The organism is Sulfurimicrobium lacus, assembly GCF_011764585.1.
Taxonomy (GTDB): domain Bacteria; phylum Pseudomonadota; class Gammaproteobacteria; order Burkholderiales; family Sulfuricellaceae; genus Sulfurimicrobium; species Sulfurimicrobium lacus.
This window is the reverse complement of record NZ_AP022853.1, coordinates 2578436-2595335: the sequence shown is the minus strand read 5'-3', so window position 1 is coordinate 2595335 and position 16900 is coordinate 2578436. Positions and strand designations below refer to the sequence as shown.

Annotated in this window: 9 protein-coding genes; 7 read left to right on the top strand and 2 right to left on the bottom strand. The window is 60.0% G+C overall.

What is annotated here, in order from left to right:
• Position 1 precedes the first annotated feature (1 nt).
• From SKTS_RS12675 to SKTS_RS12645, 7 genes are all read left to right on the top strand, one after another.
• Positions 2 to 8209, top strand: a complete 8208-nt coding sequence (locus SKTS_RS12675; RefSeq protein WP_244617332.1) for a choice-of-anchor Q domain-containing protein — start codon at positions 2 to 4, stop codon at positions 8207 to 8209.
• A 134-nt stretch (positions 8210 to 8343) separates the two neighbouring features.
• Positions 8344 to 8865: a hypothetical protein gene (locus SKTS_RS12670; RefSeq protein WP_198420361.1), complete on the top strand. Its 522-nt coding sequence runs from the start codon at positions 8344 to 8346 to the stop codon at positions 8863 to 8865.
• Positions 8866 to 8910: 45 nt separating this feature from the next.
• The gene (locus SKTS_RS12665; RefSeq protein WP_173065531.1) at positions 8911 to 9729 is read left to right on the top strand and encodes an outer membrane lipoprotein-sorting protein; all 819 of its coding nucleotides are present in this window, start codon (positions 8911 to 8913) and stop codon (positions 9727 to 9729) included.
• Positions 9726 to 10613, top strand: coding sequence for a LolA-like protein (locus SKTS_RS12660; RefSeq protein ID WP_188200229.1), 888 nt, complete (start codon positions 9726 to 9728; stop codon positions 10611 to 10613). The genes SKTS_RS12665 and SKTS_RS12660 overlap by 4 nt, the downstream gene beginning before the upstream one ends.
• Before the next feature lie 23 nt (positions 10614 to 10636).
• Positions 10637 to 12304, top strand: a complete 1668-nt coding sequence (locus SKTS_RS12655; protein WP_173065528.1) for a cytochrome c/ABC transporter substrate-binding protein — start codon at positions 10637 to 10639, stop codon at positions 12302 to 12304.
• Positions 12305 to 12475: 171 nt separating this feature from the next.
• A complete protein-coding gene (locus SKTS_RS12650; RefSeq protein ID WP_173065525.1) occupies positions 12476 to 13114 on the top strand; it encodes an SCO family protein in 639 nt (212 codons plus the stop codon).
• Between the two features lie 437 nt (positions 13115 to 13551).
• The gene (locus SKTS_RS12645) at positions 13552 to 13863 is read left to right on the top strand and encodes a hypothetical protein (protein WP_173065522.1); all 312 of its coding nucleotides are present in this window, start codon (positions 13552 to 13554) and stop codon (positions 13861 to 13863) included.
• A gap of 64 nt (positions 13864 to 13927) precedes the next feature.
• Here the strand turns inward: SKTS_RS12645 and SKTS_RS12640 are convergent, their stop codons facing one another.
• Together SKTS_RS12640 and SKTS_RS12635 are read right to left on the bottom strand one after the other, a co-directional pair.
• Positions 13928 to 14533 carry a PEP-CTERM sorting domain-containing protein gene (locus tag SKTS_RS12640; RefSeq protein ID WP_173065519.1) on the bottom strand — a complete coding sequence of 202 codons (606 nt, stop codon included), beginning with the start codon at positions 14531 to 14533 and terminating at the stop codon, positions 13928 to 13930.
• A gap of 170 nt (positions 14534 to 14703) precedes the next feature.
• Positions 14704 to 16827, bottom strand: a complete 2124-nt coding sequence (locus SKTS_RS12635; protein ID WP_173065516.1) for a sensor domain-containing protein — start codon at positions 16825 to 16827, stop codon at positions 14704 to 14706.
• Between the last annotated feature and the right edge of the window lie 73 nt (positions 16828 to 16900).

Sequence of the window (16900 nt, the reverse complement as noted above, 5' to 3'; positions counted from 1 at the left end):
TATGACCAAGATGAGCCTGATCAAGGCTGGACTCGCCGCCTCCATTCTCCTGCTAGCGAGCGGTGTTGCGCTTGCTGACACCGTCAATCTGACGGCGGCGCCCAGTCAAGCCACGCTGCCTGACGGGCAAGCGGTGCCGATGTGGGGCTACAGCTGCGGTGCGGTTGCTGCAAGCGCCGGGAGCGCTACCTGTGCAGCCTCGAATCCGAACGCGGCGGGGAATTGGTCACCGGTGGTGATCACAGTTCCCTCGACTAGCAGCCTGACGATCAATCTGACGAACAACCTGAGCTTTACCGCGGGTGCCGGGACCAATACGGTGCCGACCTCGCTGGTTATCGTCGGCCAGCTCGGTGGTGGCCTGGGAAGCGCACCGACGCGTATGCCCAGCCCGGTGCATGCACCGCAGGGAACAACGTGGCCTGGAACATTGGGGACAACCAATCCGGGTGACCCGGTATTTACACCCCCGGCCCAGGCAGACCGTGTGCGCTCGTTCGCGACTGAAGTCGCGGCAGGAGCGACGACTGCGCTGACCTGGAACAATCTTCGCCCCGGCACCTACCTGATCGAGTCAGGCACGCAGCCGTCGATCCAGGGGGCGATGGGCATGTACGGCGTGCTGGTGGTCACCGATCCCTTGGTGACAGTGGCAGTACCCCAGGCGTATGGACAGACCTTCGATAAGGATGTCGCGCTGCTATTGAGCGAAATCGATCCGGTGCAAAACACCGCGGTCGATACGGCTGTGCGAACCGCCGGCTTCAGCGACGCGCTGGTGTGGAGCGGCCAAACCGGTAAATGCGGCGACCCGACAGTGCACACCTGCTACCCGCCCGCGGTCAACTATGACCCGCGCTATTACCTGATCAACGGTACGTCGTTCGACCGCAGCAATTCGGCTGCATCGGCGCTCTCGGTACCAGCGTCCGCTACTCAGGGGCGCGTCATGCTGCGCTTTGTCAATGCGGGCCTGCGCATGCACATTCCTTCGGTCGTCGGCGCGAACATGACGCTGCTGGCCGAGGACGGCAACAAGCTGCCGGGCGTTCCCAAGGTACAGAGTTCGGTGTTCCTCGCCGCAGGCAAGACTTACGACGTGACGATTCAGCCGAAGCAGAGCGCAGCCGGAACCTATGGCGCGGCCACCTACGCGGTGTTCGACCGTGCGCTCGGCTTGTCGACCAACAACCAGCGCGACGGCGGTATGCAGACTTACATCAGTGTAGCTGGAGGTACTCCGCCAGCATCAGTGGCAGCCGTCGCTCGTGCCGATACTTACTCGCTCGTCGCCGGTAACGTCCTTGCTGTCGCCGAACCGGCCAAGGGGCTGATCGCCAACGATACCGGCGTGTACGGCGTGCAACTGCTGACCACACCGACAGGCGCTGGCAGCATACTCAGCCTCAATGCTGACGGCACTTTCACCTATACGCCCGGCACAGGGGTGACTTCAGACTCCTTCAGCTATTGCGCCAACGGGACAGTCAGCGGGACGACCTGTTCATCAGGTACGACCGCAACTGTCACCTTGGCCGCTTGTACCGGCGCATGCCTCGGTGCCGCACCAACGGCGGTCGCTGACAACTACACCAGCAACATCGCCTCGCGCCTGCAGATCAGTCCGCCAGGTGTGCTGGCTAACGATACGGACCCTTCCGGTTACCCCCTGAAGGCGGTGCTGGCTGGCGCCGGTGACTGCAGCAGCGTGCAACTCAGCCCGGACGGTTCGTTTACCGCCACGGCGGCAGGCGCGTCATGCACATTCACCTATACCGCGGTGAACTCGCAAAACACGGCCAGCGGAGCGGCCACGGCAACAGTGAGTTTCGGCACTGCCAGCAACCTTGCCGTCACGGTCCAGGATGGCAAGACCGGAGCGGTGCTCACCGACTACCGCTGGATCATCCAGGAAGACCGCAGCATCTGGATCGATCCCAAGATCGAAACTACTAGCAGCACCACTGCAGTTCGTAATCTCGCCATCAACTTCCACACCAGCAACATGCCGGTGGTGGCGCAGGGCTGTGTTGGCGCGATTTCGTGCGAATCGGGACAGACGTTGCTCGGGCAACCCGCTGTGTGCGACGTCGGCAACGGTGCGTGCCGGCTGGGAACGGCGAAGACAGAAGTCTTGCCAAGCCTCGCCCATCTCGACCCCTTGAAGCGCTATTACATCTCAGTCCTGCCGGGCGACGGCGCCAACCCGGTCGTTGACGGGAGCGACGGTCACACCATGGGCGGCGCGCAGATCGCTGCGGGACAGACTGCCGTCAATGTGTTCGTGCAGAAAACGCCGCTCGAATCCGCGAAGATCGCAGTGGTCGTATTCGAGGACGATGCGCCGCTCAACGGCGAGGTCGATACCGGCGGGGGGATCGACGTGTTGGCGCCCAACGAGCCCGGCCTGGGTGATTTCAGCCTCGTGCTGCTCGACCAGGCAGGCACCATGGGCGACTCGACCGGACAGATCACCTACGACATGTTCGGCATGCCGGTGTCCAACTCACTGGCTGGGACAATTGACCCAAGCACCGGTCTCGATGCCTGCCCGATTTCGAAGAAGACCGACGGGCTGGTGGGGATGATTGTGACTTGTCCGAAATACGAGTCGGACGGCACGACCCTGTCGCCGCTTGCCGGGCACGCCATCATCGCCAATATGTACCCCGGCCTGTATGAAGTCGTGGCGACGCCGGGGGCAGACCGGATTGCGCGCGGCGAAGAATGGCTGCAGACCAACACGCTCGACGGCACCAAGGCCATCGAGGCGTTCATCAAGGCCGGCGAGCCTGCCTACTTCCAGGAGTTCGGGCCTGGCGGCTACCACGTCGCCGTCGGCTTCGCCAACCCGAAGATCATCAATGACCGCAAGAATGTCATCTGTGCGGCAGCAGGAAACTGCACCGGCAACTTCTACGGGATGGTGACCAGCACGCGCATGAGCCGCACGCCGGATCAACGCGTCTACAGCAGCGGCAGCTATGACGCCTACAGCTTCGCACAATGCTACGTGAGCCTGGGCGCGCCGGACAGCGACGACTTCGCGTTCACCAAATGCAACCCGGATGGGACCTTCTCGTTCACCGGCATTCCCCTCGGCAACCTGAGAGTCACGGTCTTCGACCAATGGAACGACCTGCTCGTCGACGGCCTGTCCACGCCGATCAAGGCAGTGAGCACGGGGCCTGGAAGCAGCGCGGGCACGCCTCTTGAGATTCCCGTGACGCAATGGCGCACCAACCTGTATGGCCGCGTATTCCTCGACCAGAACGGCGACGGCGTGTCGCAGGAATCCGAGCCCGGTCTGCCGCTGGCTCCGTACAACATCCGCTACCGCGACGGCAGCTATGCCGGTTTCAACAATACCGATTTGTCTGGCTATGCGGGGTTCAACGAAGTCTTCCCGTTCCTGAACTGGCTGGTGGTCGATACCGATAGCGCGCGCTACAAACTGTCAGGCGTGCACGTCGTTTATGACACCGGCGGCCCGGTCGACGGCACCACTGGTGGCGGCAGCTCGACTATCGCGAACCACATGGCGAACACCATCGAATCGCCTACCGCCCACTTGCCTGCGGACCTGCGAGTTCCGGGGGCACGTTATTGCGCTTCGGCCGATTGTCCTCTTGCTGATCCCGGCTTCGACCCGGCAGCCGGCAATCCCGGTTCAAGCGGCCGCGTCGATCCGCCATGGGCATCCACCCAGGGTTGGCAAGGGCTGCTGGGCCAGAACAGCTTTATCGAATTTGCGATGAAGCCCTTTGCCCCAGGCGAAAACGGCGGTATCAAGGGCCATGTGATCTATACCTCTACGCGTCCGTTTGACGATCCGGCATTGCTGTTGCAACTGAGTTGGGAACCTGGCATCGCTAAAGTAAAGGTCAATCTGTACCGGGAAGACACCGGGCCGGACGGCACCAAGACCCTCAAACTCGTGGATACCACGATGACGAGCAGCTGGGATGATTTTGCCCAAGGCTTCCGCAGCGATGGCAAGCCCAACATGAACTGCCCGGGCCAGGAAACCAACAGCCCATTCTATTTCACCATGCAAGGCGGCACCCAGGCGCTGAATCCGACTACGGCGCTGCCCTATGAGGGCCGTTTCAAGTGCTATGACGGCTGGTCGATGCTGAACCAGGTCCAGCCGGCGCCTTACAACGGGATGTACAAATTCCCGAGCGTGACGGCCAGGAATCCGGTCACCGGCAAGCCGACCGCGACCAACTGCACCGGCTGCGTTGCGAATACGTTTGCTGCGGCAACCGACTTTGACTACAACGCGCCGATGCTGCCGCAAGGCAAGTACGTCGTCGAAGTCATCGTGCCTGAGGGTTATGAACTGGTGAAAGAGGAAGACAAGAACATTCTGCTTGGCGACGCGTTTATCGCGCCGGTCACGCAGCAGTTCGCCGGCTTCGGCAACATCTTCATCATGCCTGACCAGGCGGCGATGAACGCCTTCTACAACCCGACCAACCCGATCCAGTCGACCACCAACAACGGTGCGGTAGCCCGGCGTGAAGGCGACACCGGCTCGGTCGAAGTGTTCTGGCCGTGCGTTGGTGATAAGCGCATCGTGCCCGACTACAACAGCCTGTTCCCGGGTGCGGGCCAAGCGGCACCGTTCGCGGGTGCGACACGGCCTTTGTGCGACCGCAAGGAGATTGCGCTCGGCGACCAAATGACGGCGCTGGCGAAGTTCTACCTCTTCAACTCGACGCACGTTGCTGCTGGTTTCGCCGGGACGATCACCAACGACTTCGCGTCCGAGTTCGACCCGTTCTCGCCGCAGTTCGGCGAGAAATTCGCGGTGCCCAATGTGCCGGTTGCGTTCCGTGATTTTTCCGGCAAGGAAATATCGCGCGTCTATGCAGACCAGTGGGGCAACTTCAATGGCATGACCTTCTCGAGCTATACGGTCAATCCGCCTAGTCCGAGCGGTTATGTTCCGCAGGTGATGATCGCCTGCATGAACGATCCGGGCCCGATACCCGACTCGGCCCATCCCGGCCAGACGATCACCGACCCGATGTACAACCCGGCGTACAGCAACTTCTGCTATGAGTGGACGTTCATGCCAGGACAGACGTCATATCTGGACACGCCGGTGATCCCGACCATGGCCTCTGCGGCTGGATACAACCTGCCGGATTGCGAATACATGGATACGACGCCTGCGATCAAGTCGGTGACCGGTACAGCAAGCGGTGGCGGCGCTGGCCCCTGGGTTAGCACAGCCGGACAGTCCCTGACCATCACTGCCCTGGGCGACAAGTCAGTGCTCAACAACGCCTATTCCGGTCCGATGGCCACGGCCGTGCCGTTCAACCAGAAGTTCATCACGCGGCACTATGGCTTCGGCAGCACAGCCGGGACCGTGGCTCTTGTTGGTAGCGACGGCGTTTCCCGTCCGCTGACGGGAGTAAGCTGGAGCGACGGAACGATCACGGGAACGGTGCCAACCATTCCTCCAGCGGCCTCGACCTGCGCGATCCAGCAACGTAATGCACCGGCTACCATGAGATGCGCCCAGCTGGTCATCACTGCTGCCAATGGCAAGCAATCCATCGACACGGTCACCGTGACGATTGGCGGCAAGGCGCCGACCTACGTGACGCCGACCAGCACAAGCATTACGACGTTCGGCCACATCCAGCCCAACCCGCTGCAGACAGCGATCGACAGGGCCGTTCCTGGCGACCTGATCATCGTCGGTCCCGGTACGTACAAGGAGAACCTGCTGATGTGGAAACCGGTGCGGCTGCAAGGCATTGGCGCGGAGTCCGTCATCATCAACGCGGACGCACATCCCGCGGGCAAGATGGACGCCTGGCGTCGGCAACTGAATTGCCTGTTCGGCCTGTCGCTGAACGGCCAACCCATCACCACGAGCAACCCCTACGATCCGACCGGCTTGGGCTACACCTGTCCCAACTCGATGCGTCAGCACGTCGACCGCATCGACTTCGAGGCCATCCTCGGCTGGGACGTCCTCGGCAACGGCAACCTTGCGCAGATGCTGCAGGAACCCACGCTGATGGGTGCCTATGAAGGTGCGGGCGTCACGGTCCTCGGTAAAGGCGTGTGGATGTCGCCAGGCACCTCCGTAGCCGATCAATTCGGCGCTGCGACAGCAGGCGGATTCCCGGCGGACTACAGGTACCTGAATGCCAATGCGGACTGCGCCAACCCGGCCAGCGGCACAGCGTTCTGGCGCGAGTACCAAAGCACCAATTTCCTGTGCAACCCGTCGCGTATCGATGGTATCAGCGTGATCAACAGCTCGCAGGGTGGCGGTGCGGTCTTCGCGCATGCCTGGACCCATAACCTGGAAGTGTCCAACACCCGGGTTCATGGCAACCACGGCACGCTGACGGGCGGCATCACCATCGGTACCGGCGAGTTCCCCGACCCGTTCATCGTGCTCGCTGCGAACGATCCCGATTTCGTGGCCCTGCCGTTCCCGGTTCCGGGTAACACGCCGATCGGTACCCAGCTCGGCTATGGCTTCAACCGCAACGTGCACGTGCACCACAACGCGGTCACCGCCAACGCATCGACTGGTGACGCCCTGTATTCGGGCACGCCTTCGGCGGCTGGTGGCGTCACGTTCAGCCCCGGTGCCGACGGCTACATGTTCAATAACAACTGGGTGTGCGGTAACCTGAGCACGGGCGACTCCGGCGGTGTTTCGCACTCCGGCTTCAGCAACGACGGCACCATGGCGCGCAACTGGATCCTCTTCAACCAGACCCAGAGCCCGACCATACCGACCAATGGCGGCGGCATCGGAGTCATGGGGGCGTCGCCGGATCGGATTATCGCGAGTGGCCCCAACGCTGGCCTTGAGTGCGGCGCGCTGCAAGACCTGGATTGCGCACCGGGGCTGCCCGAAGGCACCGGCCGCAACCTGTTGATCGACGCCAACCTGATCCTCGGCAACAGTGCGGAGAGCGGTACTGGTGGCGGCCTGCGTCTGCAAATGGTCAATGGCCAGGATGTGGTTGCCTTCCCCACCCGTCCGAACCGGGTTGCGGTCGGGCCTCAAGCCCAACGTAGTCCGGGATGGAACGATGTCACCGTGAGCAACAACATCATCGCCAACAACGTGGCTGGATGGGACGGCGGCGGCGTGTCGATGCAGGACGCGTTCAGGGTCAAATTCATCAACAACACGGTGATCAACAACGACACCACGGCTTCGGCGGGGGTGCTGTTCAACACCCTTGGCGCGCCCCTGGCGTCCGTGCCACCACCGGGTTGCAACCCGGTCAGCGACCCGACACAGCCGCAGGATCCGAGCTGCACCAATCCTGTCAAGACCTCGACCAATCAGGCTGCCGGTGTGGTGACGATGCAGAACACGCCGAACATGACAGCCGCCTTGCCGGCGAACGTGGTCTGCCCAACGGGCTTTGGCTATAGCACGCTGGCCAATGGCGCGTGCCGTCAGGTATCCCTCCCGCTGCTGGACAACAACGTGTTGTGGCACAACCGCGCGTTCCACGTCGAGGTGGGTGCGCTGGGCACTGGTCAACAGGCGCAGCAGTCTGTGGTCACCCTGGTGCCCGCCTTGAATCAAACAGCGACTGGTGCATGCGCTACGCAGGGTACCGATGTCGGCGCGCCTGGCAGTGGTGGCCCTGTTAACTACTGGGACATCGGTGTGCGCGGTGACACAAGTCCCGCAGGAGGCAACCAGCTCCTTGGCAACGGCAGCACAGATGCCAGGCTTGTGCCGCGTTACTCGATCCTGTCGAGCGGTGCCTACACGGGTAACAACAACCTCGGCGGCGACCCGTTGGTGGTGAGCCAGTACTGCAATGGCGCACGCATTCCGCCGGAAAATTGCACCGGAGTTGCTGCAGTAGACCAACCAAGATGCAAGGGCTACAACGCGCCGGCCGGACGCTCGGAATTCACCGGGCTGCCCGTGGTATTTGCGCTGAACCAGTTGACAGTGGCTGCGACGGTCGACGAAGGCAACAACTGGATCAACCTGGGTTACGGTCCGCTGTCCTTGATCAATGCCGCCATTGCAGCCGCTGGCACGCCGCAGGCACCGCTTGCGAACTACTCGATCGGGTCTGGTTCGCCGGCGATCAATACTGCAACCGCAACCGGTGCACCGAACCACGACTTCTTCGGTACCCCGCGGCCGCAACGTGGTGGATACGATATCGGGGCTGTTGAATTACGCTAACTGATACCGGGGCGGCAACGCCACTTGAGCAGTGCCAAATCGGCAAATCTGCGGGCGACCTGTCAGGGCGCCCGCAGCCTGGTCAAGCACCAGTCTAAATGGAGAATTACATGGCAATGCAGGATATCAAACCAATGTTCAGAAGTTCAGAATTCGGCATTAAATTGCTCGCAGGGGTTCTCATAGGTGGTTTTTTCGCCTTGCCAAGTCTGGCCCAATCGGTTCAAGAGCAGGGGAATGCAGCGGCGACAAAGACTCCAGCCCCCATCGCGCGGCACAAGGCCTCTCCCTATCGCCCGGGTGTGCCGGACAGCGCCATGGGCTACTACCAGGCGCTTTGGGGCGTCGACAACATGTTGGTGCGCCAGACCGCATCGGGCAACCTGATCCGCTTCAGCTACCGCGTTACCGACCCCGCGCGTTCCAAGGCACTCGGTGACAAGCTCGCAACACCGTTGCTGTATGGCCAGCGCAGCCGCGCGGTGCTGCATATTCCGGTCATGGACAAGATTGGCCAGTTGCGTCAGACCGGTAGCGGTGAAGCGGGCAAGGAGTACTGGATGGTGTTTTCCAACAAGGGCAGTCTGGTCAAGCCTGGAGATCGCGTCAATGTAGTCATCGGTTCCTTTCACGCCGACGGGCTGATGGTGGAGTGACGTCGCGAGAGCGAAAACGTGGTGCATATAACGGAGGGTATGAACATGAAACGAATTCTTTTCCTGGCATTTAGCCTGATTTCATTCGCGGCATCGGCCGCCGTGGCGCCCAAGAGTTCACCCGATGGTGCACCGGCAGTCAAGCTGACAGCAACCCAGATAGTCGACAGGAACGTGGCGGCCCGTGGCGGGCTGGAGGCCTGGCGTGCGGTCAGCACATTGACCCTGTCCGGCCGGCTCGAGGCAGGCGGCAAGAAAAATACGGAACTGCCGTTCGTGATGAAAATGAAGCGATCGCACATGAGCCGCTTGGAGATTAATTTCCAGGACCAGACGGCAGTGCAGGTCTACGATGGCACGCAAGGCTGGAAGGTACGGCCTTTCCTCGGGCGCGATGACGCCGAACCCTTTACCCCGGCCGAGGCCAAGGCGGCAGCGGCATGGGAGGAGCTGGATGGCCCGCTGATCGATTATGCCAAGAAGGGCACCAGGGTCGAACTGGCGGGAACGGAAGCCGTGGAGGGGCGCAACGCCTACAAACTCAAGCTGACCATGAAAAATGGCGAGGTGAGAAATATCTGGATCGATGGGGCGCGTTTCCTGGAAGTGAAAATGGACGGTGAGCCGCGGAAAATGGACGGCAAGCTGCGCAACGTCGCCATTTATTTTCGCGACTACAAGAGCGTGAACGGGTTGACCGTGCCGCACCTGGTGGAAACCGTGGTCGAAAAAGACAAGCAGGCTCACAAGATGACCATCGAACGCGTGGCGGTCAACCAGCCGATGGAGGGCGCCTTGTTCGCGAAGCCGCAACTGGCGACCATGGCCAAGGTGAGCAGCCAGCAGGCGGAGCAGCGCCCATGAGAAAAATCGCTGCGTGTGTGCTGGCGTGCTGGCTTTCGACAGTTGCTGTTGCGAATGTGCCTGACGTCGTGCCTGAACTGACCGCGGCTCAGATCATCGAGAAAAATGTCGCGGCAAGAGGGGGCCTGGAGGCGTGGCGGAAGATCCAGAGCATGGTGTGGGTCGGACACATCGAAAGACCCAATGCAAACGCGCCGAGTCTGCCATATGTCCTTGAGCAGAAACGCCCCAACAAGACGCGTTTCCAGATCAAGTCACAAAACCAGGTGTGGGTGCGAATCTATGACGGCACCCATGGCTGGAAACTGCGTCCGGCGCGTAACGTCATGCCTGTGGTGGAACAATACACTGCGGAGGAACTGCGTTCTGCGCAGAACGGGCAGGAGAGTTTTGGCGGTCCGCTCATGGATTATCAGGCCAAGGGAATAGCAGTGGCGCTGGACGGCGTCGATGACGTCGAGGGGCACAAGGCCTATCGTTTGAGCGTCAAATTTCCTTCAGGTGCCAGTAACCACGTGTGGGTCGACGCGGAGACTTTCCTGGAGGTCAAATACGATCGCCAGTCCCGCAGCGCTTCCGGACAGTCGGGCACGGTGTCGGTTTATTACCGCAACTACGGGACGATTGAAGGATTGCAGATGCCGCTCATGATCGAAAGCGGCGCGGACACAGCCAAGGCAACAGACAAAATGGTGATCGACAAGGTCTTGCTGAACCCACCATTGGAAGAGCAGATATTTGCCAGGCCCAGCGTGCCGGGGCGGCCTAATGCGGCTTCGGTCAATATGGTAGCGCCCCAGTCGATCCGCAAGCCGCCATCCACACCCACGAGTTTGCCGGGATCGAATCCACGTATTTTCACCGGCTCGGGGGTTGCCCATTAGTGCGCGCCCGGTCCGGCATGGGTATGCGTTCCATGCTGCGGCCTCTGCGCGCAGCCGCGCCTGTTCGTGCCGTCGCCGCAATCCTCCTGTTTATTGTGCTGGCGGCGCTCATGGACCACGCACGGGGTGAACCGACAGACAGTGTAGGCGAGGCAATCTATCGGCATGGCGTACTCGGGTCAGGCAAGCAGCTAGATGCGATACGTGCGGCCGGTGTGCACCTCGCCGGCAAGGATGCCGCCTGCGTTAACTGTCACCGGCGCAGCGGCTTCGGATCCAAGGAAGGGTTCATCTCCATCCCGCCGATCACCGGCCGCTATCTTTTTCATCCGCGCGCTTCAAGTGCCGAGGATCTCGATCTGCCCTACGTCGAGAGCATGCGCGCAGATCGCGATCCCTTCACCGATGCGACCCTCGCCAGGGCAATTCGGGATGGCCTCGATTCCGAAGGAAAACCGCTTAATTATCTGATGCCGCACTTTGCGCTGAGCGATGCCGACATGACGGCGCTCGTCGGCTACCTGAAAAGCCTCAACCAGCGCAAATCGCCCGGAGTGACCGACACGGTGCTGCACTTCGCCACCATCATCACGCCGGATGCCGATCCCGTTAAGGCCCAGGGCATGCTCGACGTCCTCAAGCAATACTTCGCCGACAAGAACACGTTCCCGATCGGTGCGACGCCGCGCCTGCGCACATCGCGCAAGATGATGTTCATGGTAAATCGCCTCTGGCAGTTGCATGTCTGGCGACTGACCGGCCCGGCGGAGACGTGGCAGGGGCAACTCGAGCGGCATTTCGCAAAGGAACCGGTGCTGGCCGTGGTGTCGGGGCTGGGCGGCAAGAACTGGGCGCCGGTCCACGAATTTTGCGAGCGCCAGGCTGTGCCGTGTCTGTTTCCGAATGTCGAGGCGCCGCCGGCCAACGCCGATCGCGACTTTTATTCCCTGTATTTTTCCAAGGGTGTAGCGCTTGAAGCTGAGTTGATCGCAAACAGCATCCTCAGGCAGGGCAGCGGCAAGGCAGCAAAGCGGGTGGAGCAGATATATCGCGCCGGAGACAGCGGAGAGGCGGGTGCCCAGGTGCTTGCCGCGTCCCTCGAGCGCCATGGCGTCAAGGTGCGCAGCCAGGTCATTGCGGCGAATGCGCCTGGACAGGAGGGCGTCGCCAAAGCAGTGCGCCAGAGTTCAGGCGCAGATGCGCTCGTCCTGTGGCTGCGCCCGTCAGATATCGCCGCGCTCGGCGAGGCGCCGCCCGCGCCGTCCGCCGTGTTCGTTTCGGGGCTGATGGGTGGCCTCGAGCGTTCCCCGCTGCCGCCGAGCTGGCGCAGCCGCGCGCAACTCGCCTATACCTTCGATTTGCCGGACAGGCGGCGCGTCCCCGTCGACTATGCTCTCGGCTGGTTCCGCATCCGCCAGATTCCTGTCGTCGCCGAGCAGGTGCAGGTGGACACCTATCTTGCCTGCGGCCTGCTCGCCGAAACGCTCAAACATATGGCCGATACCTTTGTCCCCGACTATCTCGTCGAGCGCGTCGAGGACATGATCGACCGTCGCATCATTACCGGCTACTACCCGCACCTGACGCTTGCGCAGGGCCAGCGCTTCGCGTCCAAAGGCGGATATGTCGTCCATTTTTCGGAGCCTCAGGGTACGCGTTTGATTGCTGACGGCGGTTGGGTTGTGCCGTGAGCCGAGGACTGGATATTCGTTACTGAATCGGCCATTAAACAGTTGAAGTGTTGCGATACCGCAGGATGGCGGTGAGGTACGAAGCCCGCGTTTGGGCGCTTCGGATATGTGGGGTTCGCGCTGCTCACCGCCAGCCTACAAAATTGTTGACAGCTTTTCGGGGAGATCAAGATGAAAACATTTGCCAAAACCCTCGTCAGCGCCACGGCGCTGGCTGTTGCCGGCACGCTCGGCCCGCTGGTTGCCGTCTCGCAAGCCGACGATATGCCGGAGATGCATGACCCGCACGCTCACCATCACATGATGCAGATGCCTGAGACAACCCGACGCATGGCTGAATACACCGTTCCCAATGTCGAACTGGTCAGGGAAGACGGCAAGAGCGTTGCGCTGCAGGATGAGTTGAACGATGGGCGCCCGGTGGTCCTGAATTTCATCTACACGACCTGTACGGCGATTTGCCCGTTGGTCAGCCAGACCCTTTCGCAATTGCAGCGAAAACTCGGTGACGAGCGGGACCAGGTGCATCTGGTGTCGATCTCGATCGACCCCGAGGAAGACACGCCTGCGCGGCTGGCTGCCTACGCCAAAAAATATGGCGCTGGGCCGGAATGGCAGCACTATACCGGCACGCTCGCGGCGAGTGTCGAAGCGCAGCGGGCCTTCGGCGCTTACCGCGGCGACAAGATGAACCACACCCCGGTCACTTTTTTGCGCGCGGCTCCCGGCAAGCCCTGGATCAGGATCGAGGGATTTGCGACGGCGAACGAGCTGGTGGAGGAAATACGGAACATGCTCCCATCGAGTTGAATGTTGAATGTCGTTGTGCCAGCTCCGCCCCGTGTGGGCAGGGTGAATTACAAGTCCCCTGTACCCTGATCTACAGGTTTTCCCTAATAGGACGGGCGCGACATTACGAGTAGAGTTCAGTCGGAATGCCGGTTTTTCTTGAATTTGCCTCAGGCATGCATCTTGAATTGTCGAGTCCGAATGTTAAGGATCAAACATCATGGACCATTTACGCGTTTCGTCTATTTCAAGCCCTAAACAGCCGGTGCCGGGTTTCGGCATTCTGGCGCTGATGCTCTACCTGTTCTTCTTGTTGCTGGTGATTTTCGTTTGAAGGTCTGCAGGCTTTACTGGCAATGAACTCATGCCTTGTCTTTTCGCACAAGGCAGAGTAAGGCACGTCTGAAGAGCCATTTTCAACTCCCGCGCAAGGCGGGATTTTTAATAGGAGATCGAGCATGAGGAAATTTTCGATAATTCTGATAAGTGGCCTGTTCGCGGCCAACTTCGCCGTTAGCGCTCAGGCTGCGGACTATGGCAGTCCCGGGATGGGCATGGAAAAAATGAAGGGCGACGGCATGATGATGGGCAAACACAGGATGTCCGGCACTGTCGACAAGATCGATCATGCGAAGGGTACGCTCGTACTCAAGAGCGGGATGGCGGACATGTCGCTGCATTTCCCGCCGCCATCGGTCAAGGATCTCAAGAACGGCGACGCCATCACGGTCGAATTGAGCTTCACCAAGGGTGAGCCGCCCATGAAGTGATGGGATGAGCTGGAGAAATTCAGTTTACTGCGGGGCGCATGATGCCCCGCGTTTAATTCGCGGCTCAGGCCCATTTGACACGCCGTCTCGCCACAACCAGGGCGGCCAGGCCAAGTCCCAATAGCGCCATTGAGGTCGGCTCGGGTACTGCGTTGCCTATCTGCAGGTTGTCGAGGATCATGAAGTCTTCTACGGACGACGTGACTCTGATTTCATCGAAGGAAATCCCCGTGAAGCCAAAAAAATCCAACGCCGATGTGTCTACTAGTGTGGAAAAGGTTTCAACGACGGCACCACCAAGCAGCGCTTCAAAGTCCCACGAGCTTCCATTCGAGACCATCGCGAAAGCGGCATCGGTCTGGCTGGCCAGGAAGTTGAGCGAAAACTGGAATACACTCGGGCCGCTACCAGAATCAGTGAAGTTTGTAAGGGTATTGCCATCGATGTTCGGAAAACCCGTTTGGGCCGAGTAATAGAGATTCGGAGAGAAAATCACGCCCAGGTCAGAGTACTCATTTGTCACGGCTGCGTCGGCGGCCAGCACATGCTCGTTGAATGTAATGGTTGAGAGAGGTGATGCGAGCCCGCTTGCGCTATTGGAAATCGGCGTCGCATTCGTTATTTGGCTGAACATCGCAAGTCCAGCAACGGCAATAATTTTCTTAATCATGATAATTACTCCCAGTAAAATGGTCGGGTATTGCGTATTTTGCAATAACTGTGCCATTGGTTATAAACAACAATAAATCATATGATTAGATGAGTGATGCCGAGTTTGGCTCCTTGGGTGTAAAAAAACTCGACAGGCGTTCAAAGCGACAAAGCCAAGATGCCTGATTTTCAATCTTCGCGCGTAGCCGCAAAACACCCCGGATCGACACCGAGGATTGCGGTCATCTTTTCCGCCCGCATGGGGTGGCTCATAAAAAAACCCTGCACGGCGTCGCAGTCGCGCGCTCTCAGGAACCCCAACTGTTCCTGCGTTTCCACGCCCTCGGCGATCACCTTGAGTTGCATGCTGTGTCCCATGGTGATGATGGCCGTTGCGATAGCGGCGTCGTCCTCGCTGGAGGCGACTTCGCGGATGAAGTTGCCGTCGATTTTCAGGGAGTCGATGGGAAAACGCTTGAGGTAATTGAGGGAGGAATAGCCCATGCCGAAATCGTCGACCGCAATGTGGATTCCCATATCCTTCAGCTGATGCATGGTCCGGCTGGCCTGTTCGGTGTCGTCCATCATGGCGCTTTCCGTCAGTTCGATTTCCAGAAGCGTGGGATCGGCATTTTTTTCCGCGATGATGTTGCGGATGGATTCCGCCAGATGATTATGGCGAAACTGCCGTGCGGATAGATTGACCGCAACGCGGAATCCGTTCATTCCCCGCTTTTCCCATTCCGCGATCTGGTTGCATGCCGCGTTCATGACCCAATCGCCGAGGGAAAGGATAAGCCCGCTGGATTCCGCCACCGGGATGAACTGCTGCGGGGGTATCAGGCCCAGTTGGGGATGGCGCCATCTCAACAGGGCTTCCACGCCGATGATGCGGCCCGAGTCCAGCTCGATTTGCGGCTGGTAGGCGAGAAACAGTTCGCCGTTCTTCAGCGCATGGCGTAAATCCCTGTCCATTTGCACTCTTTGCTTGGCCTTGACGTTCATGTACTCGGTGAAAAACTGGTAATTGTTCTTTCCCGTCAGCTTGGCCTGGTACATGGCGGCATCCGCGTTCTTGAGCAGGTTTTGCAGGTCCGGACCGTTGTCGGGATAAAGGGCGATGCCCACGCTGGCGCTCACCTGTGCTTCCTGGCCATCGAAATGAAAGGGCTGGGCCAGCATTTCGATGATCCGGCTTGCCGTGGATGAAACCACGCCCACCGGATCATGCAGATCCTCGGCCAGCACGGTGAATTCGTCCCCACCCAGCCGTGCGATGGTGTCCTCCTTGCGCGTGCAGGCGCGCAGGCGCTCGGCTGTCTGCGATAGCACCAGGTCGCCCATTTCGTGGCCCATGGTGTCGTTGATGTTCTTGAAGTTGTCCAGGTCGATGAACATCACTGCCAGCTTTTCCTTGCTCCGCATGGCTTTGTCCAGGCCGTGCTGGAGGCGGTCATAGAACAGGTTGCGGTTGGGCAGCCCCGTCAGGCGGTCGTGGTTTGCCAGGTATTCGTAATGTTCCTGGGTTGCCTTGAGGTCCGAGATGTCGTTGAACATCAGGATATAACGGCAGGACCTGCCGCGCGCGTCCCGCACCACGCTGAAATTCAGCAGGGCAGGGTAGATTTCCCCGTTCTTGCGCTGCTTGCGTGTTTCTCCGCGCCAGTGATCACAGAGTCGCAGTGTTTTCCTGACCGAGTCGAATAGCGTTTTGTCCACCATCGCCTCGATATGCCACGGCTTGCGCCCGGCTACTTCCGTCAGGGAGTAGCCGGTTGTGGCGGTATAGGCCTGGTTTACATCGATGATCGACATGCGGGCATCGAGGATCATGATGCTCTCGGCGGTGGAATTGAAAACCTGGGAGGCAATCCGTTGTTGCGCTTCAGCCCTGTAACGTTCGGTAATGTCTTCCATGACGTGCACGGAATGAAGGTATTCACCGAATTTGTCGCGAATGACGAAGGAATTTGAAAGGAAGATATTGCCCTCGGCGGTAACGACTTCGTCCCGGCCTTCATCGGTCTGATGTTCTTTGTAAGCGTGAACGCAGCCGGGCAACGGGCCCTTTCCCTTGGGGAAGACCTCCCAGTATGGCTTGCCGACGAATTCGCCGGGCTTCAATCCGGCACGCGCCGCGTAGGCGCGGTTGGCGCGCACGATGCGGCATTCCTGGTCATGGATGAAGATCGGACTGGCGATGGCGTTGATCGCATCCACCCACTGGTGCAGAGTTTGCTCGATGGCGCGGCCCAGCGAATTCCTGGTGACAATATGTGGCGCCTCGTTTCGCTGCAAGATCGAATGAGACATGCATGGCTCCGGTTAGAAAACCCACTAATACATGCTTCAAACTTTAAGCCGGAATTGCAATGTCGGCTGTGGG

Coding starts and splice junctions, on each gene's coding strand:
- SKTS_RS12660 (WP_188200229.1), top strand. CDS start 9,726: ATGAGAAAAATCGCTGCGTGTGTGCTGGCGTGCTGGCTTTCGACAGTT.
- SKTS_RS12670 (WP_198420361.1), top strand. CDS start 8,344: ATGTTCAGAAGTTCAGAATTCGGCATTAAATTGCTCGCAGGGGTTCTC.
- SKTS_RS12655 (WP_173065528.1), top strand. CDS start 10,637: ATGCGTTCCATGCTGCGGCCTCTGCGCGCAGCCGCGCCTGTTCGTGCC.
- SKTS_RS12650 (WP_173065525.1), top strand. CDS start 12,476: ATGAAAACATTTGCCAAAACCCTCGTCAGCGCCACGGCGCTGGCTGTT.
- SKTS_RS12645 (WP_173065522.1), top strand. CDS start 13,552: ATGAGGAAATTTTCGATAATTCTGATAAGTGGCCTGTTCGCGGCCAAC.
- SKTS_RS12640 (WP_173065519.1), bottom strand. CDS start 14,533: ATGATTAAGAAAATTATTGCCGTTGCTGGACTTGCGATGTTCAGCCAA.
- SKTS_RS12665 (WP_173065531.1), top strand. CDS start 8,911: ATGAAACGAATTCTTTTCCTGGCATTTAGCCTGATTTCATTCGCGGCA.
- SKTS_RS12675 (WP_244617332.1), top strand. CDS start 2: ATGACCAAGATGAGCCTGATCAAGGCTGGACTCGCCGCCTCCATTCTC.
- SKTS_RS12635 (WP_173065516.1), bottom strand. CDS start 16,827: ATGTCTCATTCGATCTTGCAGCGAAACGAGGCGCCACATATTGTCACC.